Source organism: Pseudomonas sp. p1(2021b) (assembly GCF_020151015.1).
GTDB classification, from domain to species: Bacteria; Pseudomonadota; Gammaproteobacteria; order Pseudomonadales; family Pseudomonadaceae; genus Aquipseudomonas; species Aquipseudomonas putida_K.
Genome location: NZ_CP083746.1, coordinates 216,556 through 242,155 on the forward strand (window position 1 = coordinate 216,556; position 25,600 = coordinate 242,155).

Genomic DNA, 25,600 nt, shown 5'->3' on the forward strand with positions numbered 1-25,600 from the left:
CATGAAGAAATTGGGCAAGACGTTGCTGGCCACGGCCCTGATGGGTGCCATGGCAACCGCTGTTCAGGCTGAAGACAAGGTATTGAACGTCTACAACTGGTCGGACTACATCGCACCGGACACCATCGCCAAGTTCGAGAAACAAAGCGGCATCAAGGTCAAGTACGACGTCTTCGACAGCAACGAAACCCTGGAAGCCAAGTTGCTGGCCGGCAAGTCGGGTTATGACGTGGTCGTGCCGTCCAACAACTTCCTGGCCAAGCAGATCAAAGCGGGCGTCTACGAGGAACTGGACCGTTCCAAGTTGCCGAACTGGAAGAACCTGGACGAGGACCTGCTCAAGGCCGTGGGCGATGCCAGCGATCCGGGCAACAAGCATGCCTTCCCGTACATGTGGGGCTCCATCGGCATCGGCTATAACCCGGAGAAGGTCAAGGCCGCGCTGGGCGTGGACAAGATCGACTCCTGGGATGCCGTGTTCAAGCCTGAGAACATCGCCAAGCTCAAGAGCTGCGGTGTGAGCTTCCTCGACGCCCCGACCGAAATGATCCCGGCGGCGCTGCACTACCTCGGCCTGCCGAGCAACAGCACCAAGAAAGAAGACCTGAAGAAGGCCGAGGAACTGTTCCTGAGCGTTCGTCCTTCGATCACCTACTTCCACTCCTCCAAGTACATCGGCGACATGGCCAACGGCAACATCTGCGTAGCCGTCGGTTACTCGGGCGACCTGGAGCAGTCCAAGGCCCGCGCCCACGAAGCAGGCGACAAGGTCAAGGTCGACTACATCATTCCGAAGGAAGGTGCCGGTACCTTCTACGACATGGTCGCCATCCCTAAGGATGCCGAGCACAAGGATGCAGCCTACAAGTTCATGGACTTCCTGATGCAGCCGGAGGTCATGGCCGAGATCACCAACGCCGTACGCTTCCCGAACGGCAACAAGGCGGCCACCCCGTTCGTGGACAAGGAAATCACCAGCGATCCGAGCATCTATCCGCCTGCCGAGGTGAAGAAGCAGCTGTATGCGATCGCTGCACCTGAAGCCAGCGCACAGCGCTTGATCACCCGCAGCTGGACCAAGATCAAGTCGGGCAAGTAAGCCCGTCTCGAAGCCTTCTGGGCCGGGCTTCCCCGGCCCAGAAGGCATGCAAGGCAATTTAGTTTGCGGCATCGATGCAGCGAAGGTAAGTTGCGCGCCGGTTTTGCGTGTACGGCGGCGTCGCGCCGGCACCTGGAGGCACTGATCGTGAGGACCACCCACTTGTCTATTTCCTTATTTCGCAAGGCCATGATGGCTGGAGCGGGTCTGACGCTGGCATTCGGCGTCCAAGCAGCGCCGACGGTGCATATCTACAACTGGTCGGACTACATCGGGCCGACGACCCTTGCCGATTTCCACAAGGAAACTGGTATCGAGGCCAAGTACGACGTCTTCGATTCCAACGAAACCCTGGAAGGCAAGCTGCTGGCCGGTCGCACCGGCTATGACGTGGTGGTGCCGTCCAACCATTTCCTCGGCAAGCAGATCAAGGCGGGCGCTTTCCAGAAGCTCGACCGCAGCCTGCTGCCCAATTATTCCAACCTGGATCCTGCGCTGATGAAGCGCCTCGAGAAGAACGATCCGGGCAATCAGTACGCCGTGCCCTACCTGTGGGGTACCAACGGCATCGGCTACAACGTCGAGAAGGTCAAGGCCGCCTTGGGCACCGACACGATCGATTCCTGGGCCGTGCTGTTCGAGCCCGAGAACATGAAGAAGCTCTCCACGTGTGGTGTGGCCTTCCTCGACTCGGCCGACGAAATGCTGCCGGCGGTGCTCAACTACATGGGCCTGGACCCCAACAGCACCAACGCCAAGGACTACCAGAAGGCCGAGCAGAAGCTGCAGGCCGTACGTCCCTACGTGACCTACTTCCATTCCTCGAAATACATCACCGACCTTGCCAACGGCGATATCTGCGTCGCCGCCGGCTTCTCCGGCGATGTATTCCAGGCCAAGGCCCGTGCCGAAGAAGCCGGCAAGGGTGTGAAGCTGGCCTACGCCATCCCCAAGGAGGGCGGCAACCTCTGGTTCGACGTGCTGGCGATCCCCAAGGACGCCAACAACGTCAAGGAGGCCCACGCCTTCATCAACTATCTGCTGAAACCTGAGGTCATCGCCCAGGTCAGCGATTATGTCGGTTACGCCAACCCGAACCCCAAGGCTGGCGACCTGATGGACCAGGCCGTGAGGACTGACGCCGCGGTTTACCCACCGCAGGAAGTGCTGGACAAGATGTTCGTCAATGCCGAGTTGCCACCCAAGGTGCAACGTCTGATGACCCGCAGCTGGACCAAGGTCAAGTCGGGCAAATAACTATCCAGACCCGCCACGCCGGTTGCGAAAGCCGTGCGTGCGGGCATAAAAAATCTTGTTGGGAGTTTCACTCATGGCAGTTGCCTCCGGTGCCTATAAAAAAGCCCTCGAGGGTGGCCAGCAACCCAAGCAGGTGCTGGTCAAGATCGACCGGGTCACGAAAAAGTTCGACGAAACGGTAGCCGTGGACGATGTGTCCCTGGAAATCCGCAAGGGCGAGATCTTCGCCCTGCTCGGTGGCTCCGGCTCCGGCAAGTCGACCTTGCTGCGCATGCTGGCCGGCTTCGAGCGTCCGACCGAAGGGCGGATCTTCCTCGATGGTGTCGACATCACCGACATGCCGCCCTACGAGCGGCCGATCAACATGATGTTCCAGTCCTACGCGCTGTTCCCGCACATGACCGTGGCGCAGAACATCGCCTTCGGCCTGCAGCAGGACAAGATGCCCAAGGCCGAGATCGAGGCCCGCGTGGCCGAGATGCTCAAGCTGGTGCACATGACCCAGTACGCCAAGCGTAAGCCGCACCAGCTCTCCGGCGGCCAGCGCCAGCGCGTGGCCCTGGCCCGCTCCCTGGCCAAGCGCCCCAAGCTGTTGCTGCTCGACGAGCCGATGGGCGCCCTGGACAAGAAGCTGCGTTCGCAGATGCAACTGGAACTGGTGGAAATCATCGAGCGCGTGGGCGTGACCTGCGTGATGGTGACCCACGACCAGGAAGAGGCCATGACCATGGCCGAGCGCATCGCCATCATGCACCTGGGTTGGATCGCCCAGATCGGCAGCCCGGTGGACGTCTACGAGACCCCGACCAGCCGCCTGGTCTGCGAGTTCATCGGCAACGTCAACCTGTTCGACGGCGAAGTGGTCGACGATGCCGAGGGCCACGCCTTGATCGCCAGCCCGGAGCTCGAGCGCAATATCTATGTCGGCCACGGTGTCACGACCTCGGTCGAAGACAAGCACATCACCTATGCCCTGCGCCCCGAAAAGCTGCTGGTGACCACCGAGCAGCCGACCTGCCAGTACAACTGGTCGCGTGGCAAAGTCCACGACATCGCCTACCTGGGTGGCCACTCGGTGTTCTACGTCGAGCTGCCCAGCGGCAAGGTCGTGCAGTCGTTCGTCGCCAACGCCGAGCGTCAGGGCACCCGCCCGACCTGGGGTGACGACGTGTACGTGTGGTGGGAAGACGACAGCGGCGTGGTACTGCGCTCATGAACATCCGCAAGCTCAAGCGAGCGCTCAACAAGGTCACCCCGGAGGGGCGCCACCTGGTGATCGGCGTGCCGTTCATCTGGCTGTTCCTGTTCTTCATGCTGCCGTTCTTCATCGTGTTGAAGATCAGCTTCGCCGAAGCCGACGTGGCGATCCCGCCTTACACGGAGATCTACAGCTACGTCGAGGACAAGATCCAGCTGGTGCTCAACATGGCCAACTACGGCCTGTTGACCGAGGACGAGCTGTACATCTCGGCCTACCTCGGCTCGCTGAAGATGGCGTTCTTCAGCACCCTGCTATGCCTGCTGATCGGCTACCCGATGGCCTACGCCATCGCCAACGCACGCAAGGAGACGCAAACCGTCCTGCTGCTGCTGATCATGATGCCCACCTGGACTGCGATCCTGATCCGCGTCTACGCGTGGATGGGCATCCTCAGCAACAACGGCCTGCTCAATGGCTTCCTGCTGTGGACCGGCCTGATCGACCAGCCCTTGCAGATCCTCAATACCAACCTGGCGGTATACATCGGCGTGGTCTATTCGTACTTGCCGTTCATGATCCTTCCGCTGTACGCCAACCTGGTCAAGCACGACGCGAGCCTGCTCGAGGCGGCCAGCGACCTGGGTTCGAGCACATTCAATAGCTTCTGGAAGATCACCGTACCGTTGTCGAAGAACGGCATCATCGCCGGCTGCATGCTGGTGTTCATCCCGGTGGTGGGCGAGTTCGTGATCCCGGAACTGCTCGGCGGCCCGGAAACCCTGATGATCGGCAAGGTGCTGTGGCAGGAATTCTTCAACAACCGTGACTGGCCGGTGGCATCCGCCCTGGCGGTGGTGATGCTGGCGATCCTGATCGTGCCCATCCTGCTGTTCAACCGCAGCCAGGCCAAAGAAATGGAGGGCAGGGCATGAAGCGCTTCAGTTTCTCCAAGCTGATGCTGGTGCTCGGCTTGCTGTTCATCTACTTGCCGATGCTGATCCTGGTGATCTATTCGTTCAACGCCTCGAAGCTGGTGACGGTGTGGGGCGGCTGGTCGGTGAAGTGGTACGTCGGCCTGCTCGACAACGCCCAGCTGATGGGCTCGGTGATGCGCTCGCTGGAGATCGCCTGCTATACCGCGGTCGCTGCTGTGGCGCTGGGCACCCTGGCAGCCTTCGTGCTGACCCGGGTGACCCGCTTCAAGGGGCGCACGCTGTTCGGTGGCCTGGTCACCGCGCCGCTGGTGATGCCCGAGGTGATCACCGGCCTGTCGCTGCTGCTGCTGTTCGTGGCCATGGCGCAGATGATCGGCTGGCCGCAGGAGCGCGGCATCGTCACCATCTGGATCGCCCATACCACCTTCTGTGCTGCCTATGTGGCGGTGGTGGTGTCGGCGCGCCTGCGCGAGCTGGACCTGTCCATCGAAGAGGCTGCCATGGACCTGGGCGCCAAGCCGTGGAAGGTGTTCTTCCTGATCACCATCCCGATGATCGCGCCGTCGCTGGCGGCGGGCGGCATGATGTCCTTCGCCCTGTCGCTGGACGACCTGGTGTTGGCCAGCTTCGTATCCGGGCCAGGCTCGACCACCTTGCCGATGGAAGTGTTCTCCGCCGTACGCCTGGGCGTGAAGCCGGAGATCAACGCCGTGGCCAGCCTGATCCTGCTGTCGGTGTCGCTGATGACCTTCCTGATCTGGTACTTCAGCCGCCGCGCCGAAGAACGCCGTCGCCGCGCTATCCAGCAGGCAATCGAGGAAGGCGCCGCCGCCAATGTCCAGTCGACCCAGGTGAAACGCCCGACCCAGGTCGCAGCGTCCGCCTGAGCCATCCTGGGGCCGCTACGCGGTCCATCGCGGGGCAAGCCCGCTCCTACAGGTACAGCGCCTGTGAGAGCGGGCTTGCCCCGCGATTGCGTCAGGTGTCCTTGTGATTCAATCCGGCCAGTTCCAGGCCGGTTCGTCAAGCATCCCCTGCCCGACGATCGCTGTCTGCCCCAGCTCCTTGTGCAGACGGATCGAATTGCATGTCTCGTCTTCCTCCAGCGCCGCCACCAACCGTGGGGCATGGGACACCACCCAGACCTGGCACTGTTGCGATGCTCGCCGGATCAGCCGCGCCAGGGCGGGCAGCAGGTCCGGGTGCAGGCTGGTCTCCGGTTCGTTGAGCACCATCAGGCTGGGTGGCCTGGGGGTCAGCAGCGCGGCTATCAGCAGCAAGTAGCGCAGGGTGCCGTCGGACAGCTCCGCCGCACTCAAGGGGCGCAGTAGCCCCGCCTGCTGGAAGTGCAGGCTGAACAGGCCGCCGGGCGTGGCATCGATGCCGATGTACGAGCCGGGGAAGGCATCGCTGATCGCTGCCTGCAGGGCCTCGAAGTCGCCGATCTCCTTGATGGTCTGCAATGCTGCTGCCAGGTCTTTGCCGTCGTGATGCAGCACCGGCGTGCGGGTACCCAGACGGGCATGGCGGGCAGGGGCTTCGGCATCGGTGCGGAAGTGGTCATAGAAACGCCAACTGCGGATGCGCTCGCGCAGGTGCAGTACCTCAGGCGAGTCCTGCAAGCTGCCTACCTGGTCGAACAGGCTGTCGAACTCGGTCATATGTTGGCTCCTCACCTGCCACTGGCGCCCTGCGCGGGCGCGGCACATGGCAGCGCTACGCTCCACCAGCAAACTGGCGGGGCGGCATACCGGGCCTGCCCATATCGCTTCATGCTTGATCTGTGGATCGAGGGCGAACTTCGAGCGGCTTGGCTCCGGCAGCCCGAGGCCGATGGCATAGCCGAAGTCCTCGTCGCAAAAGCCCAATTTCAAACGCCGTACATGCTGGCGCGGCCCGCCCTGCACGGGTACCTCGCCGCGGAGCATACGCCGACTGATCTTCTCCGGCCCGGCCCAGAATGTCGATTCCAGCCCGCCTTCGGCGGCCAGTGCGTTGACCACCCCGCCTCGCGCTGTTTCCGCCAACAGGCGCAGGGCCTTGTAGAGGTTGGACTTGCCGCTGCCGTTGGCGCCGGTGATCACGTTCAACCGACCTAGGGGCATGACCACCTGGTTGATGGAGCGGTAGTTGGCGATGGCCAGGGTAGTGAGCATGGGCATTGTCCTTGTCCAAGTGAGTGGAAAGTATCCCCGATTCGATTACGAATGTTTTGATGGATCTGTATCAGTGCCAGTTACAAAACCCTGATCTACGCTTCACTGGCGTCCCTCAATCCATTTGGCACAAGCAAGGAGCCTGCATGACGGTAGCGCGTCCGCTGATGGTCGTTTGCCTGGGGCTGCTGTCCATGCTGTCGGGCTGTGGCAAGGAAGAATCCGCCGCCGAGTTGCCCAGGGTCGGCGTGCTGCAGGTACAACCCACCGATTTCGCCGCCCGGGTCACCCTCACCGGTGATGTCCAGGCACGGGTCCAGACTGACCTGTCGTTCCGCGTGGGTGGCAAGATCATTTCCCGCAGTGTCGATGTGGGTGACCACGTCAAGGCCAACCAGGTGCTGGCGCGCCTGGACCCCAAGGACCTGCAGAACACCGTCGACTCGGCCAAGGCCGAGGTGTTCGCCGAGCAGGCCCGGGTGACCCAGGCCAGCGCCGCCTTCGTACGTCAGCAGAAGCTGCTGCCCAAGGGCTATACCAGCCAGAGCGAGTACGACTCCGCCGAAGCGGCCCTGCGCAGCAGCCAGAGTGCACTCAAGGCAGCCCAGGCACAGCTGGCCAATGCCCGCGAACAACTGAGCTACACGGCCCTGGTGTCCGAGGCCGATGGGGTGATCACCGCGCGCCAGGCCGAAGTCGGCCAGGTGGTGCAGGCGACCATGCCGATCTTCAGCCTGGCCCGTGATGGCGACCGCGATGCGGTGTTCAATGTCTACGAGTCCCTCCTGGTGGCACCTCCCAGTGACGAAGGCGTGACCGTGAGCCTGTTGGACAACCCCCAGGTCAAGGCCGAGGGCCGTGTGCGAGAAATCACCCCGACGGTGTCCGCCCAGAGCGGCACGGTGCAGGTCAAGGTGGCCTTGCGCAACGTACCGGCGGGCATGCAGCTGGGCTCGCCGGTGACCGCCACGGCCAACGCCCAGGGCCGGCCGAGCATCGAGCTGCCCTGGTCGGCCCTGACCAAGGCGCTGCACGAGCCGGCGGTATGGGTGGTGGGCGAGGGCGACAAGGTGGACCTGCGCAAGGTCCAGGTTTCGCGGTACCTCACGGGTAAGATCGTGGTCGCCGATGGCCTCAAGGGCGGCGAAACCGTCGTCGTCAGCGGCGGCCAACTGCTGCACCCCGGCATGCAGGTGGAAAAGGTCGATGCCAAGGACGGAGGAGCCGCGCCATGAAACGCTTGCTGCTGATGCTGTGCGCTGGCGTATCGCTGGCTGCGTGCAGCAGTGATGAAGAAGCCCCCGTGCCGGTGCGGCCGGTGCTGTCGGTGGTGGTCGAGCCGCAGGTGCATTCCCAGCTGGGCCGTTTTGCCGGCAGCATCCAGGCACGCTTCGAGAGCACCCTGGGCTTTCGTGTGTCAGGGCGCATCGCGCGGCGCTGGGTCGACGTAGGTGCCCAGGTGCAGCCCGGCGATACCTTGGCCACGCTCGACCCGACCGACCAGCAGAACCAGCTGCGTGCCGCCGAAGGCGACCTGGCCAGGGTCCAGGCGCAGTGGATCAACGCCCAGGCCAATGCGCGTCGGCAGCAACAGCTCTACGACCGCGGCGTTGGTGCCCAGGCGCAGTTGGACATCGCCCAGACCGACCTGAAGACCACCGGTGCCGCGCTGGAACAGGCCCGCTCGGCGGTCAGCCAGGCCCGCGACCAGCTCGACTACAGCACCCTGCGCACCGACCATGCCGCAGTGGTCACCGCCTGGCAGGCCGAAGCCGGGCAGACGGTGAGCGCTGGCCAGGCCGTGGTCACCCTGGCGCGGCCGGACGTCAAGGAAGCGGTGATCGACTTGCCGATCGCCCTGGCCGAGCAGCTCAGCAAGGCGCTCACCTTCACCGTCGCCTCGCAGCTCGACCCTACCATCAATACCACTGCCACCCTGCGCGAACTGGAGCCCCAGGCCGATGCCACCACCCGCACCCGGCGCGCGCGGCTGACATTGGCCAGCACCCCGGATGCCTTCCACCTCGGCACCGCGATCAGCGTCACCCTGACCTCCGCCGTATCGCCGCGCAGCGAGCTGCCGCTCAGCGCCTTGTTCGAAGGCGCCGGCAAGCCCCAGGTATGGGTGATCGACCCGCAACAGAAGACCGTGGCGACCCGTGACGTCACCCTGATCGAGCGCACCACCAGCAGCATCGTCCTGGCGTCCGGCGTGCAGCCGGGCGAGCGTGTGGTCACCGCTGGCGTCAACAGCCTCAAGCCCGGCCAGAAGGTCGCATTCGACGAGGACGCGCAATGAAAGGAAGCTTCAACCTGTCGGAATGGGCGCTCAGGCATCAGTCCTTCGTCTGGTACCTGATGTTCGTCGGGCTGCTGATGGGCATCTTCTCCTACTTCAACCTCGGGCGAGAGGAAGACCCGTCCTTTACCATCAAGACCATGGTGATCCAGACCCGTTGGCCTGGCGCGACTCAGGACGAGATGCTGTACCAGGTCACCGACCGCATCGAGAAGAAGCTCGAGGAGCTCGATTCCCTCGACTACACCAAGAGCTATACCCGGCCGGGTGAGTCCACGGTCTATGTCAACCTGCTGGACACGACCAAAGCCAAGGACATTCCGCAAATCTGGTACCAGGTGCGCAAGAAGATCCAGGACATCCGTGGGCAGTTCCCGTCAGGTATCCAGGGGCCGGGCTTCAACGATGAATTCGGTGACGTGTTCGGCTCGATCTACGCCTTTACCACCGATGGCCTGACCATGCGCCAGTTGCGCGACTACGTGGAGCAGGCCCGGGCAGAGGTCCGTGATGTGCCCAACATCGGCAAGATCGAGATGGTCGGCACCCAGGACGAAGTGCTCTACCTGAACTTCTCGACCCGCAAGCTGGCGGCGCTGGGGATCGACCAACGCCAAGTCATGCAGGCCCTGCAATCGCAGAACGCCGTGACGCCGGCCGGGGTCATCGAGGCCGGCCCGGAGCGCATCTCGGTACGCACGACCGGGCAGTTCGCCTCGGAAAAAGACCTGCAGACCGTCAACCTGCGCATCAACGACCGTTTCTTCCGCCTGGCCGATATCGCCGACATCGAGCGCGGCTATGTCGATCCACCATCGCCGATGTTCCGCTACAACGGGCAGGACGCGATCGGCCTGGCCATCGGTATGAAGGCCGGTGGCAATATCCAGGTGTTCGGCCAGCGGCTCAAGGCGCGGATGGACCGGGTGATCAACGACCTGCCGGTGGGCATCGGTGTGCACACCGTGTCGGACCAAGCGGTGGTGGTCAAGCAGGCGGTCGGCGGCTTCACCAGTGCCCTGTTCGAGGCGGTGGTGATCGTGCTGGCGGTGAGTTTCGTCAGCCTAGGCGTCCGCGCGGGCCTGGTGGTGGCCTGCTCCATCCCGCTGGTGCTGGCCATGGTCTTCGTGTTCATGGAATACAGCGGCATCACCATGCAGCGGATTTCCCTCGGTGCGTTGATCATCGCCCTCGGCCTGCTGGTGGATGATGCGATGATCACCGTCGAAGTGATGGTCACACGCCTGGAGATGGGCGAGAGCAAGGAGCAGGCGGCGACCTTCGCCTACACCTCGACGGCCTTCCCCATGCTGACCGGTACCCTGGTGACCGTGGCCGGTTTCGTGCCGATCGGGCTCAACGCCAGTTCCGCTGGCGAATACACCTATACCTTGTTCGCGGTGATCGCGGTGGCGCTGCTGGTGTCTTGGGTGGTGGCGGTGTTCTTCGCCCCGGTGCTGGGCGTGCATATCCTCAACAGCAACAAGCTCAAGGCCCATGAGGCCGAGCCCGGGCGCGTGGGCCGGGCGTTCGAGCATGGCCTATTGTGGTGCATGCGCAACCGCTGGCTGACCGTGATCGGCACCATCGTGTTGTTCGTGCTGGCGGTGTTCTGCATGCGCTTCGTGCAGAACCAGTTCTTCCCGTCCTCGGACCGCCCGGAGATCCTCGTCGACCTCAACCTGCCGCAGAACGCCTCGATCGAAGAAACCCGCAAAGTGGTCGACCGCTTCGAAGCGACCCTCAAGGGTGACCCGACCATCGAGCGCTGGAGCACCTACATCGGCCAGGGCGCGATCCGCTTCTACCTGCCCCTGGACCAGCAATTGCAAAATCCCTATTACGCCCAGTTCGTGATCGTCAGCAAAGGCCTGGAAGAGCGCGGCGAGCTCATGGCGCGCCTGCAGGAGCGCTTGCGCAAGGACTTCGTCGGCATCGGCACCAACGTTCAGTCGCTGGAAATGGGCCCGCCGGTAGGCCGGCCGATCCAGTACCGGGTCAGCGGCAAGGACATCGACCAGGTGCGCCGGCATGCCATCGAGCTTGCGACCCTGCTCGATGCCAACGAGCATATCGGCGAAATGATCTATGACTGGAACGAGCCCGGCAAAGTGCTGCGGGTCGAGATCGCCCAGGACAAGGCACGCCAGCTGGGGCTGTCGTCCGAGGACGTGGCCAACGTGATGAACAGCATCGTCAGCGGTGTGCCGGTTACCCAGGTCAACGACAACATCTACCTGGTCAACGTGGTCGCGCGTGCCGAAGACAGCGAGCGCGGCTCGCCCGACACCTTGCAGAACCTGCAGATCCTCACCCCCAACGGCACGTCGATCCCGCTGCTGGCGTTCGCCACGGTGCGCTATGAACTGGAGCAGCCCTTGGTATGGCGTCGCGATCGCAAGCCGACCATCACCATCAAGGCCTCGGTCAACGGCGACATCCAGCCCACTGACCTGGTGGCCCAGCTCAAGCCGAAGATCGACGAATTCGCCAGCCAGCTGCCGGTCGGCTATGAAGTGGCCACCGGCGGTACGGTGGAAGAGAGCAGCAAGGCCCAGGGGCCGATCGCCAAGGTCATCCCGCTGATGCTGTTCCTGATGGCGACCTTCCTGATGATCCAGCTGCACAGTGTGCAGAAGCTGTTCCTGGTGGTCAGCGTGGCGCCGCTGGGGCTGATCGGCGTGGTCCTGGCCCTGGTACCGACCGGCACGCCCATGGGCTTCGTGGCGATCCTCGGCATCCTCGCCCTGGCCGGCATCATCATCCGCAACTCGGTGATCCTGGTCACCCAGATCGACGAGTTCCGCGAACAGGGGCTCTCGCCCTGGGATGCGGTGGTGGAGGCCACCAACCACCGACGCCGGCCGATCCTGCTCACCGCCGCGGCGGCCAGCCTGGGCATGATCCCGATCGCCCGGGAAGTGTTCTGGGGGCCGATGGCCTACGCCATGATCGGCGGCATCATCAGTGCAACGCTGCTGACGCTGCTGTTCCTGCCGGCGCTGTATGTGGCCTGGTACAAGATCCGCGAGCCGGAAAAAGCTTGACCAAAACGCGCGCCCTGTAGGAGCGGCCTTGTGCCGCGATGGGGCGCGAAGCGGCCCTGAAATCAGCTAACACGGTTCATCAGATATACCGAGCAAACTGGACTCAGGGCCGCTTCGCGCCCCATCGCGGCACAAGGCCGCTCCTACAAAAGGGGCGGTGTAGGATTTTTCAAAATAGTTATATAAAAATTCTTAAACAGTATTTTTCAGAATAAACGCCGCTCTCTAAGATTGCCCTCAAGCCAGGCGCAATCCCCTTCCTCTGCCCGGCACTTCATTGACAAGGAGAACGAGCATGAGTGCATCCGTGCGTAGCATCGACGGCCAGGACGAAGCCACCATTCTGCGTGAGATCCAGAGCGCCCTGCGTGACCTGCGCTTCGGCGCGGTAGAGATCACCGTGCACAACGCCCAGGTCGTGCAGATCGAGCGCAAGGAGAAGTTCCGCCTGCAGCAGCCCGGCAACAAGTCCGGCTGACCGCGCATCACCTACAAACTAGAAAAATGCCAATCGGGAGCTTCACCATGTCCATCCGCCGTTATGCGCTTGCCGCCCTGGCCAGTGCCGTTTTTGCCGGTTCCGCGATCGCCAAGGACTACGAACTGTTGAACGTGTCCTACGACCCGACCCGTGAGCTGTACCAGCAGTACAACGCCGAATTCATCAAGCACTGGCAGGCCACGCACCCAGACGACAAGGTGAAGATCCAGCAATCCCACGGCGGCTCGGGCAAGCAGGCGCGGGCCGTGATCGATGGCCTGCGTGCCGATGTGGTGACCCTGGCCCTGGCGGGTGATATCGACGAAGTGGCCAAGCTCGGCAAGAGCCTGCCCGCCGACTGGCAAAGCCGCCTGCCGGAGGCCAGCACGCCCTACACCTCGACCATCGTTTTCCTGGTGCGCAAGGGCAACCCCAAGGGCATCAAGGACTGGGGCGACCTGATCAAGCCAGATGTCTCCGTCATCACCCCCAACCCCAAGACCTCCGGCGGGGCCCGCTGGAACTTCCTGGCGGCCTGGGCCTATGGCCTGAAGACTGGCGGCAGTGAGGACAAGGCCAAGGAATACGTGCAGGCGCTGTTCAAGCATGTGCCGGTGCTCGATACAGGTGCCCGGGGCTCAACCATCACCTTCGTCAACAACGGCCAGGGCGATGTGTTGCTGGCCTGGGAGAACGAGGCATTCCTGGCATTGAAGGAAGACGGCGGCAGCGACAAGTTCGAGATCGTCGTGCCGTCTCTGTCGATCCTCGCCGAGCCCCCTGTGGCCGTCGTCGACAAGAACGCCGAGAAGAAGGGCAATACAGCCATCGCCACTGAATATCTCAAACACCTGTACAGCCCGGCCGGGCAGACGATCGCGGCGCAGAACTTCTACCGCCCGCGTGACGAGAAGGTCGCAGCGGAGTTCGGCAAGCAATTCCCGAAATTGGAGCTGGTGACCATCGACAAGGACTTCGGGGGCTGGAAGACTGCACAGCCCAAGTTCTTCAACGACGGCGGTGTCTTCGACCAGATCTATCAGGCACAGTAACCGGTAGGGAGAAGCGGGGCCGCTGTGCGGCGGTCATTGTAGGAGCGGCCTTGTGCCGCGAAGGGCTGCGCAGCAGCCCCAGGATTAGAAGCCTGCACCCGCCCGAGAGCGCTCTCGGGCTTCGTGCGTTCAACCAGGGACCTTTATGTCACGTCGAATTTCCCCCGTCATACCCGGCTTCGGGCTGACGCTGGGCTACACCTTGGTGTACCTCAGCCTGATTGTGCTCATACCGCTGGCTGCCATGTTCGTGCATGCCGCACAGCTGACCTGGGATCAGTTCTGGGCCGTGGTCAGTGCGCCGCGGGTACTCGCTGCGTTGAAACTGAGCTTCGGCACCGCGCTGTTCGCTGCCCTCATCAACGGTGTGATCGGCACCCTGCTGGCCTGGGTGCTGGTACGTTATGAATTTCCGGGGCGCAAGGTCATCGACGCGATGATCGACCTGCCGTTCGCCCTGCCCACGGCTGTGGCGGGTATCGCCCTGACGGCGTTGTACGCACCGGCCGGCTGGGTGGGGCAGTTCGCCACCGACCTGGGCTTCAAGATCGCCTACACCCCGCTGGGCATCACCCTCGCGCTGACCTTCGTCACCCTGCCGTTCGTGGTGCGCACGGTGCAGCCGGTATTGGCCGATATTCCGCGGGAAGTCGAAGAAGCCGCCGCCTGCCTGGGCGCCAAGCCGCTGCAGGTGTTCCGCCATGTGCTGGCGCCGGCGCTGCTGCCCGCCTGGTTGACTGGCTTCGCCCTGGCGTTTGCCCGTGGCGTGGGCGAGTACGGCTCGGTGATCTTCATTGCCGGCAACATGCCGATGAAGACCGAGATCCTGCCGCTGTTGATCATGGTCAAGCTGGACCAGTACGACTACACCGGCGCCACCGCCATCGGCGTGCTGATGCTGGTGGTTTCCTTCATCCTGTTGCTGCTGATCAACCTGCTGCAGCGCCGCATCGAAACCCCTTGAAGGAGGCCCGGTAGATGTCCAGTTCATCCCTTGGCGCCGCCGCTGCGGCCAACGCTGCCCGCAGGGGCAGCGCCACCTCGCGCCGCGTATTGATCGGCCTGGCCTGGCTGGTGTTCGTGCTGTTCCTGCTGCTGCCGCTGTTCATCGTGGTGTCCCAGGCGTTGAAGAACGGCTTCGGCACCTTCTTCGAGGCGATCTTCGAGCCTGACGCGCTTTCGGCCCTGAAGCTGACCTTGCTCGCCGTGGCCATCTCGGTGCCGCTGAACCTGGTGTTCGGCGTCAGCGCCGCATGGTGCGTGAGTAAGTACAACTTCCGGGGCAAGAGCCTGCTGGTCACCCTGATCGACCTGCCATTCTCGGTCTCGCCGGTGATCGCCGGCCTGGTATACGTCCTGATGTTCGGTGCCCAGGGCCTGTTCGGGCCGTGGCTGCAGGACCACGATATCCAGATCGTCTTCGCCTTGCCGGGCATCGTCCTGGCGACCATCTTCGTCACTGTGCCCTTCGTCGCCCGCGAGCTGATCCCGCTGATGCAGGAGCAGGGCACCCAGGAAGAAGAGGCCGCACGCCTGCTGGGCGCCAATGGCTGGCAGATGTTCTGGCATGTGACCCTGCCGAACATCAAGTGGGGCCTGATCTATGGCGTGGTGCTGTGCACCGCGCGGGCGATGGGTGAGTTCGGCGCGGTGTCGGTGGTGTCCGGCCATATCCGCGGTGTCACCAACACCCTGCCGCTGCACGTGGAGATCCTCTACAACGAGTACAACCATGTCGCGGCCTTCAGCGTGGCCAGCCTGCTGCTGATCCTGGCGCTCTTCATCCTGCTGCTCAAGCAGTGGAGCGAGAACCGTATTAACCGCCTGCGCCACGGCGCAGCGGAGGAATAATTCATGTCGATCGAAGTTCGTAACGTCAGCAAGCGCTTCAACGCCTTCCAGGCCCTGGACAACATCAACCTGGATATCAACAGCGGCGAGCTGGTGGCCCTGCTCGGCCCTTCGGGCTGCGGCAAGACCACCCTGCTGCGGATCATCGCCGGCCTCGAGACGCCCGACCAGGGCAGCATCGTGTTCCACGGCGAGGATGTGTCCGGCCACGATGTGCGTGATCGTAATGTCGGTTTCGTGTTCCAGCACTACGCCCTGTTCCGTCACATGAGCGTGTTCGACAACGTCGCCTTCGGCCTGCGCATGAAGCCCAAGGGCGAGCGCCCGAGCGAGAGCCGCATCGCCGAGAAGGTCCATGAACTGTTGAACATGGTCCAGCTCGACTGGCTCGCCGACCGCTACCCCGAGCAGCTTTCCGGCGGCCAGCGCCAGCGTATCGCCCTGGCCCGCGCCCTGGCGGTGGAGCCCAAGGTGCTACTGCTCGACGAGCCGTTCGGTGCCCTCGATGCCAAGGTGCGCAAGGAGCTGCGCCGTTGGCTGGCACGCCTGCACGAAGACATCAACCTGACCTCGGTGTTCGTGACCCACGACCAGGAAGAGGCCATGGAAGTGGCCGACCGCATCGTGGTGATGAACAAAGGCGTGATCGAGCAGATCGGCTCGCCGGGCGAGGTGTACGAAAACCCGGCCAACGATTTCGTCTACCACTTCCTGGGGGACTCCAACCGGCTGAGCCTGAGCGAAGGCCAGCATGTGCTGTTCCGCCCCCACGAGGTGTCGCTGTCGCGGCATGAGACCGAAGGCCACCAGGCCGCCGAGGTGCGCGACATCCGGCCGTTGGGCGCGACCACGCGTGTCACCTTGAAGGTGCCGGGGCAGAGCGAGTTGATCGAAGCCGAGGTGGTGAAGGACCACGACAGCCTGACTGGGCTGGCGCGCGGGGAGACGTTGTTCTTCCGCCCGAAGGTCTGGCAGAAGGTGCCGAATATCTAAGCCGCGACGGATCGCAGCAAGCGTTTCAGGGCCACTTTCCTTGGCAGGGGGTGGCCTTTTTTTATTTCGCTTTTTTCATAGGCTTCAACGGGATAAGACGATGTCGTTCTGTAACAAAATGCCAGTACGTTAGGCGCTCAGAGGCCCCAGGAGAGCGTGTGGACATGAATGCAGCAAGCGAGTCGTCTATTTCCCGTTCGGCGATGGACCCTGAGTCGTTCCGGCGCCTGGCGCACTGGTTGAGGCAGCATGGAAACACCCAGGCCGCAGCGACCGACCCAAGCCGGCTGCTGGATGGGCGATACCCGCAGGGCTTACTCAGCGAGGCCGAGCTCGAGGCCTTGATCGCGGTTTGGCATTGATCACCCCCATTGTGGGAGCAGGTTTGTCCCGCGATGGGGCGCACAGCGCCCCCAAAGATCCTCATCAGAACGCGTAGGTCCCCGTCACCACCAGGCTGCGCGGATCACCGAACTGGATCTGCCCGGCACTGGTCGCCGAACTGTAGTAGGTCTTGTCGGTGATGTTGCTCAAGGCTGCCCGCACATCCCAATCACGGGTGCGGTAGCCGGCCAGGGCATCCCAGCGGCCATACCCCGGCAGCAGGATGGTGTTCTGGGTGTCGGCATAACGCTCGCCCACCAGGGTCAGGCCGGTCTCGGCGTACCAGCCAAGCTCGGGCTTCCAGGTGACGAACAGGTTACCGTTGCGTTTGGCCACATCATTGATGCGATTGCCTTGCTGGCCGTTGTTGTCCTTTACGATGGTCGCATCCTGCAAGCCGATGCCACCGCGCAGATACCAGTTGCCGACCAGGTTGCCCATGGCGGTCAGCTCGATGCCGCGAGAGCGTTGCAGGCCGCTGAGCTGGATAAGGTCCGGGTTGTTCGGGTCGCGGGTGCGGCGGTTGTACAGCTCCAGTTCATAGAGGGCCAGGGTGGTGCTCAGGCGTTCATCGAACCAGTCGCTCTTGACCCCGATCTCCTTCTGCCGGGTCAGCTCTGGGCCCGCATCGTTGCCATTGCCGGGCGCACCGGGCGTGATGCCGATCAGGCCGCCGCCGACCGGCGAGAAGGTCTTGCTCCAGGAGGCATAGAAGGAGTGGTCGCGCCAGGGCGAATAGACCACGCCCAGGCGAGGGCTGGTACTGGTACTTTCCTGCTTCTCGGTGAGGTTCTTCAGCTTGCTGGTGGTTTTGACTTCGAAGCGGTCGAAGCGCACGCCGGCGAGCAGTTGCCATTGGTCGTTCAGGCGGACCTGGTCCTGCACATATAGGCCGGCACTTTCCACATCGGTATGGTTGTCGCTGAAAACCTTCATCGCACCGCTGTGCTGGTGCCCGCCGGTAGCGCCGGACAACGGCACCGCGGGAACGCCAACGCCCGAATGCAGCAGCGAATTGCGACGTTGCTCACCCACTTCCAGGCCAACCAGCAACGTGTGTTCGAGCCCGTAGGTGTGCACGTGGCCTTCCAGCTCCACGGTGTTGAACAGGTTGCGGGTGCTCAAGTCCTGCTGCCAGCGCTGGCGGCTGACCAAGCCGGTGCTGGGGTTGTAGGCGGTCTGGTAGGTGTTGTCGAAGTCGCTTTCCAGGGTGAACAGGCTCAGCGTGTGGCGTAGCTGCCATTGGTCGTTGAGCGCGTAGTTCAGGCGCGAGCGTAGCGTCTGTGCACGGTCGTCGATGTAGTCGCGCTGGGTATCGCCATAGGTGGTGTGGCGGCTGACATCGGCGGGTCGGCCGGTCAATGGGTTGCCGGGGATGCCCCGGTCGGGCGTGCGGTTGTAGCGGCTGTACTCGTATTGCACCAGCCAGTTCAGCTCGGGCGTCAGCTGCCAGCTCATGGACGGTGCGAACAGTTGGCGGCTGCCGTCGATGCCGTCGCGGAAACTGTTGTTGTCCTGGTTGCCCAGGTTCAGGCGCAGGCTGAGGGTATCGGTCGGGTCGGCGCTGAGGTCGGCATACAGACTGCGCAGGTCTTCGCTGCCGGCCTGGGCTTCGACGGTCGAACGGCGGCCGTGCTCCGGCGCCTTGCTCACCCGGTTGACGATACCGCCCTGGCTGCCGCGGCCATAAAGCACCGCGGCGGGGCCCTTGAGTACCTCGACCCGTTCGATGTTGTGCAGGTCGCGCACGTACTGGCTGTCGTCGCGCACACCGTCCAGGTAGAAGTCGTTGCTGGCGTCGAAGCCGCGGATGCGCAGGCTGTCGAAGCGGGTGTCGGCGCCGCTGCTGACGTTGGGGATGCCTTCGAGCGCCTTGTCCAGGCTGTAGTGGCCGTAGTCCAGGCTGTTGCGGGTCTTTACCGTGTCGATGGCCTGGGGCACGTCGCGTACCGGGGTCGAGGTGCGCGTGGCGGTGCTGACTTCGCGAACCTGCGGGTTGTCCTCTTCCCGCTCGCGGTCGGCAGTGACCGACAGTTCCGGCAGGACAGTGGTAGCGGCGCTGGCCAGGCCTGCGCCGCAGATCAGCGACAAGCCCAGGGTCAGGCGTGAAAGGTGACAAGGAACGAACATGGGGTACATCCGCGAACAAGGTCAATGAAAAAAGGGTGCGGATGTTAATGCGAGTGATTAGCAATTGCCCAGATGTTTGTCAGGATATGTCTTTACATGTGTTTCATTTTGTAAAAAATGCCCGTATCGATGCCCCTAGGGCGCCATTTCCTACGCTGGGAAGACGGGGTCTGAAGCAAATATTCCATGTGCGAAATAGCTTTCATCGTCGCGCCTTCATCGATAGAGGAAAATTCCTAAAGCCGCATGGATCTGTCTGCAAATGCTCTGATGAAGATAGGAATTTCGTTATAACAAATTGTATTTCACGATTTTTTGACATTCCGAAGCAGGGGCAGATAGGATTCGGTCAACGCCTGCTGGCCATGACTTGGCCATGCTGCTGGACAAGGCCCGCTCCCGACCATGGCGGGCCTTTCAGTTTGGATCCGCATAGCGTCGAACCTACGAAGGGGCGTTGGTTCCTGGCGTCAAATTGCAGAGCGTTTTTGATTAAGAAATAAGGAAAACAAGATGTTGAAAACCAGGATCAGCCTGGTCGCACTGGCGATGATCGCCGCGACCCAGGCCCAGGCCAACGAGCAGGCCGAAAGCAAGGGCTTCATCGAGGACAGCCACGCCAACGTCCTTCTGCGCAACGCTTACATCAATCGCGATAAGAAGCATGGCACCGACGACCAGATCGAGTGGGGCCAGGCTTTCATCGGCACCTTCAACTCCGGCTTCACTCAGGGCACCGTGGGCGTGGGCGTCGATGCCTTCGGCCTGTACGCCATCCGCCTGGATGGCGGCAAGGGCCACAACGGTGGTGCTGGCGTCGACTTCTTCAAGCCGAGCGACACCGCACCGACCAACTCCCCGCACAACCTCGCCCGTGGCGGCGCGGCAGTGAAGTTCCGTGTTTCCAACACCGTGCTCAAGTACGGTGACCAGATGCCGGCCCTGCCCGTGCTGCAATACGACGACGCCCGCCTGCTGCCAGAGAGCTTCACCGGCACCCTGATCACGTCCAAGGAGATCAAGGGCCTGGAGCTGAACGCCGGTCGCTTCACCCAGGAAGCGCGCAAGAGCGCCGAGGGCCGTGACAGCGGTGGCCTGAAGTCGATCAACGTGTTCGGCGGTAGCTACAAGTTCACCGACAACTTCACCGCGGCGCTGTACACCGCCGACAACGAAGATGTGATGAAGAAGCACTACCTGGGCCTGAACTATGTCTTCCCGATCGCGGCCGACCAGTCCCTGACCCTGGACTTCAACGGCTACAAGTCGGACATCGACAACAAATACGTACGTGCCGCCGGCCTGAACGGCGACTCCAACACCATCTGGAGCCTCGCTGCCACCTACGCCTTCGGCCCGCACTCGATCACCCTGGCACACCAGCGCAGCACCGGTGACACTGGCTACAACTACGGCTGGTACCAGAACCGTGGTGGCGTGGGTGACGGTGGTTCGACCATCTACCTGGCCAACTCCTACTGGTCCGACTTCAACGCCGAGGACGAACGCTCCTGGCAGCTGGGCTACGGCCTGGACTTCGGTGCCTTCGGCATTCCAGGCCTGACCTACAAGGTCGCCTATGTAGTGGGTGACAACATCAACACCCGCAACGCGGCCAACCCGCAGGGCTTCGGCGAGGGCAAGGAACGCGAGATCTTCAACCAGATCCGCTACGTCGTCCAGGAAGGCCCGGCCAAGGACCTGTCGGTCAAGCTGCGTAGCTCCTTCGTACGCACCAATACCGCAGTTCGCCAGAACGGCTACAACGACGACGGCAACGAAGTCCGCGTATTCGTCGAGTACCCGATCAGCATCTTCTGATCCTGAGCGTGTCTCGAAAGCCCCGGCTCGTCCGGGGCTTTTCTTTTTAAGTTTCTAATCCCACAGGAACCTAAGCGCTGGCGCAGTTCTTGTGGGAGATTACCCAGCCCTTCGGGCTGCGCTGTCTCGCAGAGAACAAGCGGCCAATGTTGCCCCTGTGGGAGCGGCGGTGCGGCGGTCCGACTTGTCCCGCGATCAAGGGCGAAGCCCTTGCCAGGCGACGGTGATATCGGGCCCGGCCTAATCGCGGGACAAGCCCGCTCCCACAGGTGCCGCAAAGAGAGCGAGCTTGTCCCCGCGATTGGAGCGCGCCGCGGCCCTTACGCTGGAGTCGTTTCCTTCCGGCGTGCCACAGCCGCTATCGGCGCCGCTTCTCCCGCTTGCGGCGCAAAACTGTCACTGCGCGCCATTCGCCACATCCGCCCATAGAACTCGCTCTCGATCGAGCCACCGAGCAACTCGCCCGGCTTGAGAAACTGATGCAGCTCCGAAAACAGGCTGATCTGGCTGGGGCTGATACGCCGCGCCAGATGCTTGGGCTTGAGCTCCGACGGATGTTCCAGGCCCGCCGCCGCGAGCATCTCGGCCAGGGCATGCAAGGTGTTGCGATGAAAGCTGGCCACCCGCTCGGCCTTCTCCGGCACCACCAGCGCGCGCTGGCGCAGCGGGTCCTGGGTGGCGACCCCGGTGGGGCACTTGTTGGTGTGGCAGCTCTGCGACTGGATGCAGCCGATGGCGAACATGAAGCCGCGGGCAGAATTGACCCAGTCCGCGCCGATGGCCAGCACGCTGGCGATGTCGAAGGCGCTGACGATCTTGCCCGCCGCACCGATGCGAATGCGATCGCGTAGGTTCAGGCCCACCAGGGTGTTGTGCACGAACATCAGCCCTTCGCGCATCGGCACGCCCATGTTGTCGCTGAACTCCCTGGGCGCTGCGCCTGTGCCCCCTTCCTTGCCATCGACGACGATGAAATCCGGGGTGATGCCGGTGGCCAGCATGGCCTTGGCGATCCCCATGAATTCCCAGGGGTGGCCCAGGCAGAACTTGAAGCCCACCGGCTTGCCGCCAGACAGTTCGCGCAGGCGACCAATGAACTGCAACAGCTCCACCGGCGTGCGGAAGGCGCTGTGGGCAGCAGGCGAAATACAGTCCTCGCCGACCCGAACGCCCCGGGTGGCGGCAATCTCCGGGCTGACCTTATGCCCTGGCAGGATGCCGCCATGGCCCGGCTTGGCGCCTTGGCTGAGCTTGATCTCGATCATCTTCACCTGCGGGGCGCGCGCCTGCTCGGCGAAGCGCGCCGGGTCGAAGCGGCCCTCTTCGGTACGGCAGCCGAAGTAGCCGCTACCGATCTCCCAGATCAGGTCGCCGCCATGCTCGCGGTGATAGGGGCTGATGCTGCCCTCGCCGGTGTCATGGGCGAACCGGCCCAGACGTGCGCCCTTGTTCAAGGCCCCGATGGCATTGGCGCTCAGGGCCCCGAAGCTCATGGCCGAGATGTTGAAGATCGACGCCGAATAAGGCAGCCGGCACTGCGGGCCGCCGATGGCGATGCGAAACGAGGCCGGGTCCGGCGTTGCCACCGGCAGCATCGAATGGCTGATGAACTCGAAGCCAGGCTTGTAGGCATCGTTGAGCGTACCGAAGGCCTTTTCCGCGCTTTCATTCTTGGCCCGGGCATACACCAGCGAACGTTGCGAACGAGAGAAGGGCAGTTTGTCGTCGTCGCCTTCGATCAGGTACTGGCGGATTTCCGGGCGGATGGTCTCGATCAAGTAACGGATATTGCCCAGGATCGGGTAGTTGCGCCGCACCGCGTGGTGGCTCTGGCGCAGATCGTTCAGGCCGACCAGGCTGAGCAGCGCCGTTACCAGCGTGAACGGCCAGATCCAGGCGTGCTGGGCAAGGAATGGGAGGCTGGCGAAGGTGAACAGCAGGCAGGCGGCCAGGCAGGCGTAACGGGTGGAGAATGCGTGTTTCATGGGTCCATCGCTGACGGGATGACCCGACCTAGGATAGGCAAAGCCCGCGCGGGGAAAACCAGGGGTTTCGGTAAAAGACTGTTACCTGGCCCGTTAAGCAGAACGCTGGAGATGCCTGGTCGACAGCAAGATCGTGCATCACTTCTCTCGGCCATGGCGCCGAAGTGCTCGGCATACTTGCCCAGAGCAGCCCCCTTCATGGTGGGTATGGTGTTGATAACTCCGTATCGGTGGTTATAATAACCACCGTTCGGCTGACCAAGGAAAGGTCGTGAACAGCCGCGAATTGATTTCACCCATAGAAGCCGACGGTTGGTACCTGGTGCGAAGCCGGGGGAGCCACCGCCACTTCAAGCATTCCTGCAAGAAAGGCTTGGTGACGATTCCTCATCCCAAGAAGGACCTGCTGCCGGCCACGATCGCCAGCGTGCTGCGCCAAGCGCAGATCAGGTATGCCAGCTGAACCAGGAGATATACGCACATGCTTTTCCCTATCGCGATCTTCCCCGGCGACGACAGCCATGCCTGGGGCGTAGAAGTACCGGATATACCGGGTTGCTTCTCGGCGGGCGAGGATCTGGACGACGCCATGGCCATGGCTCGCGAGGCCATTGAAGGCCACTTGGAACTGCTCGCGCAGGATGAACAGGAGATCCCCAAGGCCAGCAAGGTCACCGTGCACGCGGCCAACCCAACCTTCGCCGGTTGTACCTGGGCGCTGGTCGACATCGATATCACCCGTTACCTGGGCAAGGCGGAAAAACTCAATATCACCTTGCCGGCCTATCTGCTGAACCGCATCGATGCCTACGTGAAGAACCACCCCGAACAGAAAAGCCGTTCGGGGTTCCTGGCTGAGGCTGCGCTCAAGGTGCTGCAGGGGCAATAAGGCGCATCACCTCGTTGCCCTGCAACAGTCTGGTTGGCGTCAGCCTTTGTCCTGCCTCAGAGCGCGGACGCTGCCCGGCTCGGCGGTCTCACGCAGGTATTCCTCCAGCGAGTCGTCGAGCGCCTGCAGCCAGCGCGTGTGATGGGGCACGGCGGCGGTGCCGGTCATTACCGAGCGGTAGGAGCGGTCGCGGTAACCCATGATGTCGTGCTTCTTGTCGTTCTTCCATTTGAGGAAGATGCGGTTGACTGCATCGATGTCGAAGCTTGGGTAGTCGGTCTGGCTGATCAGGTGCTGGATATGCCGGCCCTGGAATTCATACATCGACGCAGTGGTTTCCAAAGCCTCCTCTTCGGCGCGCCAGCGCGCGCTGTCGGCCTGCATGGTGGCGTGGTCGGGCAGGCGGATGCGGCCGAGCATCACGTCGCGGGCGAACCAGGCCTGGGCATCGAACAGGTTGAAGCTGTACCACAGGTCCTGCATGCCCAGGTACATCAACTGCGGGTTGGCCTCCCACACCACGCCCTGATACAGGCCCAGCGGCCACAGGCGATTGTTGGTGCGCAGGGTCAACTCATCGGGCAGGAACGGGAAGTGGTGCTGGTAGCCGGTGCACAGGATGATCGCATCCACCCGCTTGCTGGAGCCGTCGGCGAAATACGCCACATCACCCTCGACCCGTTGCAGTTGCGGCCGCTCCTCCCAGCCTTTGGGCCATTGGTAGCCCATGGGCTGCGTGCGGTAGGCGCTGGTGATCGAGCGAGCGCCGTACTTGTAGCACTGCGAGCCGATGTCCTCGGCCGAATAGCTGCTGCCGACGATCAGCACATCCTTGCCGGCGAACTCCAACGCATCGCGGAAATCGTGGGCATGCAGGATGCGCCCGGAGAACCGCTCGAAGCCCGGGAACGACGGCACGTTCGGCGTCGAGAAATGCCCGCTGGCCACCACTACGTAGTCGAATTCCTGCTCGATGCCCTGGCCGGCGGCATAGTCGTGGGCGGTGACAGTGAAGGTACGGCGCTCGGCGTCGAAGCGCACCGCCTTGACCACGGTGTTGAAGCGGATGTACTGGCGCACATCGGCTTTCTTCACCCGGCCCTGGATGTAGTCCCAGAGCACCTCGCGAGGCGGGTAGGACGAAATAGGCCGGCCGAAATGCTCATCGAAGCTGTAATCGGCGAACTCCAGGCATTCCTTCGGCCCGTTCGACCAGAGGTAGCGATACATGCTGCCGTGAACCGGCTCGCCGTGCTCGTCCAGCCCGGTACGCCAGGTGTAGTTCCACATGCCGCCCCAGTCGGCCTGCTTCTCGAAGCAGACGATCTCGGGCATGGGTTCGCCCTTGGCATGGGCGGATTGGAAAGCACGCAGTTGCGCCAGGCCAGACGGGCCGGCGCCGATGATGGCGACACGAATAGTCATGAAGATGTCCTGTTAACACAAATCAAAGGCAAGACCTCCCCAACCCCGAACGGCAATGGGCCTAGGGTTGCGGATGGGCGAAGGCTTCAGGTGTCAGCAGGCAGGCGGAGGCACGGGGCGCTTGCGCTTGTGCGCCAGCAGCATGTCCCGAGGCGGGATCGACAGGGTGTGGAACAATGTCGAAAGTGGCGAACAGCCGAGGGTGGAGCGGACAACGGCAGGGAAGGGCCCGGTGGCCTTGCCGAGCAAACCGGCAAGCGGGCCATGGGACCGATAGATACGTGTGATCTCGTACATGGGGGCTTGTAATGCCTCTTTTCTTTATGGATGCCTTTTTAGCTATAACGCATCGAAGGAAAGCATTTCAAGGTTTGTCATTGTTCGCGCAAGAGAACGACGGTACCTCGCTTGCCTGTGATTCAGGCGCTTTGACGTCCTGGTTCCAATCTTCATCGAACAACTCCGCCGGGTGTTGGGTCCGCTCCGAACCGTTGCCACAGGCCAGTGCCTTGGCCGGGCAGTACAGGTCGCAGCCCCAGCAGATGCGTTCGGGGTGGCTGGGGTTTAGGGGGAATTTCTTGGCCATGTACCGGCC

At 62.8% G+C, this 25,600-nt stretch carries 23 protein-coding genes; 17 read left to right on the forward strand and 6 right to left on the reverse strand.

Annotation, left to right across the window (positions count from 1 at the left end; genetic code table 11):
• Position 1: 1 nt before the first annotated feature.
• From K8374_RS00955 to K8374_RS00975, 5 genes are all read left to right on the forward strand, one after another.
• The gene (locus K8374_RS00955; protein ID WP_224457611.1) at positions 2-1,099 is read left to right on the forward strand and encodes a polyamine ABC transporter substrate-binding protein; all 1,098 of its coding nucleotides are present in this window, start codon (positions 2-4) and stop codon (positions 1,097-1,099) included.
• Positions 1,100-1,261: 162 nt separating this feature from the next.
• A complete protein-coding gene (locus K8374_RS00960; RefSeq protein ID WP_318010856.1) occupies positions 1,262-2,356 on the forward strand; it encodes a polyamine ABC transporter substrate-binding protein in 1,095 nt (364 codons plus the stop codon).
• A 73-nt stretch (positions 2,357-2,429) separates the two neighbouring features.
• Positions 2,430-3,572 (forward strand): polyamine ABC transporter ATP-binding protein, encoded by a 1,143-nt coding sequence (potA, locus tag K8374_RS00965; RefSeq protein WP_224457612.1) that lies wholly within the window; start codon positions 2,430-2,432, stop codon positions 3,570-3,572.
• The gene (locus K8374_RS00970) at positions 3,569-4,489 is read left to right on the forward strand and encodes an ABC transporter permease subunit (protein WP_224457613.1); all 921 of its coding nucleotides are present in this window, start codon (positions 3,569-3,571) and stop codon (positions 4,487-4,489) included. Before potA ends, K8374_RS00970 begins: the two co-directional genes overlap by 4 nt.
• Positions 4,486-5,379, forward strand: coding sequence for an ABC transporter permease subunit (locus K8374_RS00975; protein ID WP_224457614.1), 894 nt, complete (start codon positions 4,486-4,488; stop codon positions 5,377-5,379). Before K8374_RS00970 ends, K8374_RS00975 begins: the two co-directional genes overlap by 4 nt.
• 108 nt (positions 5,380-5,487) lie before the next feature.
• Here K8374_RS00975 and K8374_RS00980 read toward each other — a convergent pair whose 3' ends face one another.
• The gene (locus tag K8374_RS00980; protein ID WP_224457615.1) at positions 5,488-6,648 is read right to left on the reverse strand and encodes an AAA family ATPase; all 1,161 of its coding nucleotides are present in this window, start codon (positions 6,646-6,648) and stop codon (positions 5,488-5,490) included.
• Positions 6,649-6,794: 146 nt separating this feature from the next.
• Between K8374_RS00980 and K8374_RS00985 the strand changes: the two genes are divergently transcribed.
• The 9 genes from K8374_RS00985 (at position 6,795) to K8374_RS01025 (ending at position 16,733) form a co-directional block, all read left to right on the forward strand.
• Positions 6,795-7,883: an efflux RND transporter periplasmic adaptor subunit gene (locus K8374_RS00985; protein ID WP_224457616.1), complete on the forward strand. Its 1,089-nt coding sequence runs from the start codon at positions 6,795-6,797 to the stop codon at positions 7,881-7,883.
• Entirely contained in the window at positions 7,880-8,947 is a 1,068-nt protein-coding gene (locus tag K8374_RS00990; protein ID WP_224457617.1) for an efflux RND transporter periplasmic adaptor subunit, read from the forward strand. The genes K8374_RS00985 and K8374_RS00990 overlap by 4 nt, the downstream gene beginning before the upstream one ends.
• A complete protein-coding gene (locus tag K8374_RS00995) occupies positions 8,944-11,994 on the forward strand; it encodes an efflux RND transporter permease subunit (RefSeq protein WP_224457618.1) in 3,051 nt (1,016 codons plus the stop codon). Before K8374_RS00990 ends, K8374_RS00995 begins: the two co-directional genes overlap by 4 nt.
• A 295-nt stretch (positions 11,995-12,289) precedes the next feature.
• On the forward strand, positions 12,290-12,472 hold the full coding sequence (gene oscA / locus K8374_RS01000) for a sulfur starvation response protein OscA (RefSeq protein ID WP_070092048.1): 183 nt from the start codon (positions 12,290-12,292) through the stop codon (positions 12,470-12,472).
• Between the two features lie 47 nt (positions 12,473-12,519).
• The gene (locus tag K8374_RS01005; RefSeq protein ID WP_084856511.1) at positions 12,520-13,527 is read left to right on the forward strand and encodes a sulfate ABC transporter substrate-binding protein; all 1,008 of its coding nucleotides are present in this window, start codon (positions 12,520-12,522) and stop codon (positions 13,525-13,527) included.
• A 145-nt stretch (positions 13,528-13,672) separates the two neighbouring features.
• Positions 13,673-14,491: a sulfate ABC transporter permease subunit CysT gene (cysT, locus tag K8374_RS01010; protein ID WP_084856509.1), complete on the forward strand. Its 819-nt coding sequence runs from the start codon at positions 13,673-13,675 to the stop codon at positions 14,489-14,491.
• Between the two features lie 14 nt (positions 14,492-14,505).
• Positions 14,506-15,378, forward strand: a complete 873-nt coding sequence (cysW, locus tag K8374_RS01015) for a sulfate ABC transporter permease subunit CysW (protein ID WP_084856507.1) — start codon at positions 14,506-14,508, stop codon at positions 15,376-15,378.
• Between the two features lie 3 nt (positions 15,379-15,381).
• Complete coding sequence (locus K8374_RS01020) at positions 15,382-16,371, forward strand: sulfate/molybdate ABC transporter ATP-binding protein (protein WP_224457619.1); 990 nt, start codon at positions 15,382-15,384, stop codon at positions 16,369-16,371.
• Positions 16,372-16,535: 164 nt separating this feature from the next.
• Positions 16,536-16,733 (forward strand): hypothetical protein, encoded by a 198-nt coding sequence (locus K8374_RS01025; RefSeq protein WP_224457620.1) that lies wholly within the window; start codon positions 16,536-16,538, stop codon positions 16,731-16,733.
• 64 nt (positions 16,734-16,797) lie between these two features.
• On the opposite strand, the gene K8374_RS01030 is transcribed toward K8374_RS01025, so the two are convergent.
• A complete protein-coding gene (locus tag K8374_RS01030; protein ID WP_224457621.1) occupies positions 16,798-18,885 on the reverse strand; it encodes a TonB-dependent receptor in 2,088 nt (695 codons plus the stop codon).
• A gap of 513 nt (positions 18,886-19,398) precedes the next feature.
• On the opposite strand from K8374_RS01030, the gene K8374_RS01035 reads away from it, so the two are divergent.
• A complete protein-coding gene (locus K8374_RS01035; protein WP_224457622.1) occupies positions 19,399-20,706 on the forward strand; it encodes an OprD family porin in 1,308 nt (435 codons plus the stop codon).
• Positions 20,707-21,026: 320 nt separating this feature from the next.
• Here the strand turns inward: K8374_RS01035 and K8374_RS01040 are convergent, their stop codons facing one another.
• Entirely contained in the window at positions 21,027-22,691 is a 1,665-nt protein-coding gene (locus K8374_RS01040) for an FMN-binding glutamate synthase family protein (protein ID WP_224457623.1), read from the reverse strand.
• A gap of 271 nt (positions 22,692-22,962) precedes the next feature.
• Here K8374_RS01040 and K8374_RS01045 point away from each other — a divergent pair, with 271 nt between their 5' ends.
• Both K8374_RS01045 and K8374_RS01050 read left to right on the forward strand, forming a co-directional pair.
• A complete protein-coding gene (locus K8374_RS01045; RefSeq protein ID WP_224457624.1) occupies positions 22,963-23,154 on the forward strand; it encodes a type II toxin-antitoxin system HicA family toxin in 192 nt (63 codons plus the stop codon).
• Between the two features lie 18 nt (positions 23,155-23,172).
• The gene (locus K8374_RS01050; protein WP_224457625.1) at positions 23,173-23,580 is read left to right on the forward strand and encodes a type II toxin-antitoxin system HicB family antitoxin; all 408 of its coding nucleotides are present in this window, start codon (positions 23,173-23,175) and stop codon (positions 23,578-23,580) included.
• A 39-nt stretch (positions 23,581-23,619) separates the two neighbouring features.
• Here the strand turns inward: K8374_RS01050 and K8374_RS01055 are convergent, their stop codons facing one another.
• The 3 genes from K8374_RS01055 to K8374_RS01065 form a co-directional block, all read right to left on the reverse strand.
• Complete coding sequence (locus tag K8374_RS01055) at positions 23,620-25,005, reverse strand: flavin-containing monooxygenase (RefSeq protein ID WP_224457626.1); 1,386 nt, start codon at positions 25,003-25,005, stop codon at positions 23,620-23,622.
• Positions 25,006-25,098: 93 nt separating this feature from the next.
• A complete protein-coding gene (locus K8374_RS01060) occupies positions 25,099-25,302 on the reverse strand; it encodes a hypothetical protein (RefSeq protein ID WP_143515193.1) in 204 nt (67 codons plus the stop codon).
• A 67-nt stretch (positions 25,303-25,369) separates the two neighbouring features.
• On the reverse strand, positions 25,370-25,591 hold the full coding sequence (locus K8374_RS01065; protein WP_224457627.1) for a DUF3079 domain-containing protein: 222 nt from the start codon (positions 25,589-25,591) through the stop codon (positions 25,370-25,372).
• Positions 25,592-25,600 lie beyond the last annotated feature (9 nt).

Excerpts from the sequence above, each read along its gene's own strand:
- K8374_RS00955 (WP_224457611.1), top strand. The coding sequence starts at position 2 with ATGAAGAAATTGGGCAAGACGTTGCTGGCCACGGCCCTGATGGGTGCC.
- potA (WP_224457612.1), top strand. The coding sequence starts at position 2,430 with ATGGCAGTTGCCTCCGGTGCCTATAAAAAAGCCCTCGAGGGTGGCCAG.
- K8374_RS00970 (WP_224457613.1), top strand. The coding sequence starts at position 3,569 with ATGAACATCCGCAAGCTCAAGCGAGCGCTCAACAAGGTCACCCCGGAG.
- K8374_RS00975 (WP_224457614.1), top strand. The coding sequence starts at position 4,486 with ATGAAGCGCTTCAGTTTCTCCAAGCTGATGCTGGTGCTCGGCTTGCTG.
- K8374_RS00980 (WP_224457615.1), bottom strand. The coding sequence starts at position 6,648 with ATGCTCACTACCCTGGCCATCGCCAACTACCGCTCCATCAACCAGGTG.
- K8374_RS00985 (WP_224457616.1), top strand. The coding sequence starts at position 6,795 with ATGACGGTAGCGCGTCCGCTGATGGTCGTTTGCCTGGGGCTGCTGTCC.
- K8374_RS00990 (WP_224457617.1), top strand. The coding sequence starts at position 7,880 with ATGAAACGCTTGCTGCTGATGCTGTGCGCTGGCGTATCGCTGGCTGCG.
- K8374_RS00995 (WP_224457618.1), top strand. The coding sequence starts at position 8,944 with ATGAAAGGAAGCTTCAACCTGTCGGAATGGGCGCTCAGGCATCAGTCC.
- oscA (WP_070092048.1), top strand. The coding sequence starts at position 12,290 with ATGAGTGCATCCGTGCGTAGCATCGACGGCCAGGACGAAGCCACCATT.
- K8374_RS01005 (WP_084856511.1), top strand. The coding sequence starts at position 12,520 with ATGTCCATCCGCCGTTATGCGCTTGCCGCCCTGGCCAGTGCCGTTTTT.
- cysT (WP_084856509.1), top strand. The coding sequence starts at position 13,673 with ATGTCACGTCGAATTTCCCCCGTCATACCCGGCTTCGGGCTGACGCTG.
- cysW (WP_084856507.1), top strand. The coding sequence starts at position 14,506 with ATGTCCAGTTCATCCCTTGGCGCCGCCGCTGCGGCCAACGCTGCCCGC.
- K8374_RS01020 (WP_224457619.1), top strand. The coding sequence starts at position 15,382 with ATGTCGATCGAAGTTCGTAACGTCAGCAAGCGCTTCAACGCCTTCCAG.
- K8374_RS01025 (WP_224457620.1), top strand. The coding sequence starts at position 16,536 with ATGAATGCAGCAAGCGAGTCGTCTATTTCCCGTTCGGCGATGGACCCT.
- K8374_RS01030 (WP_224457621.1), bottom strand. The coding sequence starts at position 18,885 with ATGTTCGTTCCTTGTCACCTTTCACGCCTGACCCTGGGCTTGTCGCTG.
- K8374_RS01035 (WP_224457622.1), top strand. The coding sequence starts at position 19,399 with ATGTTGAAAACCAGGATCAGCCTGGTCGCACTGGCGATGATCGCCGCG.
- K8374_RS01040 (WP_224457623.1), bottom strand. The coding sequence starts at position 22,691 with ATGAAACACGCATTCTCCACCCGTTACGCCTGCCTGGCCGCCTGCCTG.
- K8374_RS01050 (WP_224457625.1), top strand. The coding sequence starts at position 23,173 with ATGCTTTTCCCTATCGCGATCTTCCCCGGCGACGACAGCCATGCCTGG.
- K8374_RS01055 (WP_224457626.1), bottom strand. The coding sequence starts at position 25,005 with ATGACTATTCGTGTCGCCATCATCGGCGCCGGCCCGTCTGGCCTGGCG.
- K8374_RS01060 (WP_143515193.1), bottom strand. The coding sequence starts at position 25,302 with ATGTACGAGATCACACGTATCTATCGGTCCCATGGCCCGCTTGCCGGT.
- K8374_RS01065 (WP_224457627.1), bottom strand. The coding sequence starts at position 25,591 with ATGGCCAAGAAATTCCCCCTAAACCCCAGCCACCCCGAACGCATCTGC.